We start from the raw sequence: 1,311 nt of genomic DNA on the forward strand, positions 1-1,311 counted from the left end.
TGCCCAAGCGCTGGATTGTCGAGCGAACGATCGGTTGGCTCAACCGCTGCCGCCGTCTCGCGAAGGATTGGGAATGCAAAAGCCGGAAAGGGCGAGCGTTCGTCCTCTTGGCCTCCATCCGCCTCATGACCCGAAAGCTCTGTCAGAAAACATCATGATGCCGGACAGACTCTCAAGACTCTTCATCCGTCGAACTTGATCCGACTTCAGGCCGCCAAACTCACGCCGCCACCGGTAGTACGTCACCGAACTCACACCGAGCGCGCGGATTGCATCGGCCACGCTCTGGCCCTGTGAGATCAGCACGTCCGCCTGACGTAGCTTCGCGACGATCTCCTCGGGCTTCGGGTGCTTTGCCATCTCGTCCGTCCTCCAGGCTCAAAAGCCATACCAAAGGGCGGACCACTTCAATGGGGGCGGACCAGTGTGTGCTCCTGCTTCCGCTGTGTGGAGGGCTTATGCCTCGTTACTTCTTCGACATTCATGATGGTATCAACCAGCGTGATGATGTAGGCACCGTCTGCGCTGACCTGCAAGCCGCAGCCCTTGAGGCCAAGCGCCTGCTACCCGCCATCGCTGTCAACGACATTCCGAACGACGGAGAGCGTCAGACCATCACCGTAGTCGTGACAGACGAGGACGGACAGGCCGTTTACTCGGCAGCGCTGACCTTCGTCGGCACTTGGCTGCTTCGTTAGTGCGAATGACGGCTCGACCAGCGTGCCTCTATCGAAGGGCATCGGTCCGGACTCCGGTCGGCTGTTGCTGACGCAGTGATTTGTGTCCCCAGCCATCCAGGGAGCCAAGGCGTGCCGCTGTATGCCCGTTAAGGTTGGAACCCGTCCCTAAGCTCTGCGACCAGGATGGGTGGATTTCGGAAAGTCTGCTTCCGGACGGCCATGCACAGAAGCGGACGTCATCTCCGGCCCTGCTTTCCACCCTTTGTAGACGCCAGGAATGCCTACTTGCAGGATATTGAGTTGTGGCGGCGATACACGTCCGAGACAGTCAGATTTTGCACTCTGGCTGCGCTAATGATTCGGCTTCGTCGTTAAATGGACGGTGCGCGAGCATAATCAGCTACTTGCACTATGCTTTGGTCTTCCCCCAAGGGAGCAAAGCCTGAAACCGGGACAGCAGCGCCGTCTCTGCAGCCAACGTCCTGGTTTGCGATAAATCCGTGTTAGGGCCTGTCGTCGCCTGAACAGATTGGCTGGGCTTGCGTTTTCGTCTCTCTGATGGAGGAGGGACGATGCTGAGCGACGCGCAATGGGCTGATCTGGAGCCCCTGGTCGAAGCCTGCCGGCCCAA

The 1,311-nt window shown here is 59.0% G+C and carries 2 protein-coding genes and 1 pseudogene; 2 read left to right on the top strand and 1 reads right to left on the bottom strand.

Annotated features, from left to right (window positions below; all coding sequences use genetic code 11):
* The coding region (locus FV222_RS26380) for a transposase (RefSeq protein WP_147812867.1) at positions 1–158 on the top strand (158 nt) is incomplete at its 5' end.
* A 13-nt stretch (positions 159–171) separates the two neighbouring features.
* Here FV222_RS26380 and FV222_RS26385 read toward each other — a convergent pair.
* Positions 172–360: pseudogene (locus FV222_RS26385) on the bottom strand (transposase); the annotation flags it as partial.
* A 98-nt stretch (positions 361–458) separates the two neighbouring features.
* Here FV222_RS26385 and FV222_RS26390 point away from each other — a divergent pair.
* Positions 459–698: a hypothetical protein gene (locus tag FV222_RS26390; RefSeq protein ID WP_147816076.1), complete on the top strand. Its 240-nt coding sequence runs from the start codon at positions 459–461 to the stop codon at positions 696–698.
* Positions 699–1,311 lie beyond the last annotated feature (613 nt).

This window comes from Methylobacterium sp. WL103 (assembly GCF_008039885.1).
Taxonomy (GTDB): domain Bacteria; phylum Pseudomonadota; class Alphaproteobacteria; order Rhizobiales; family Beijerinckiaceae; genus Methylobacterium; species Methylobacterium cerastii.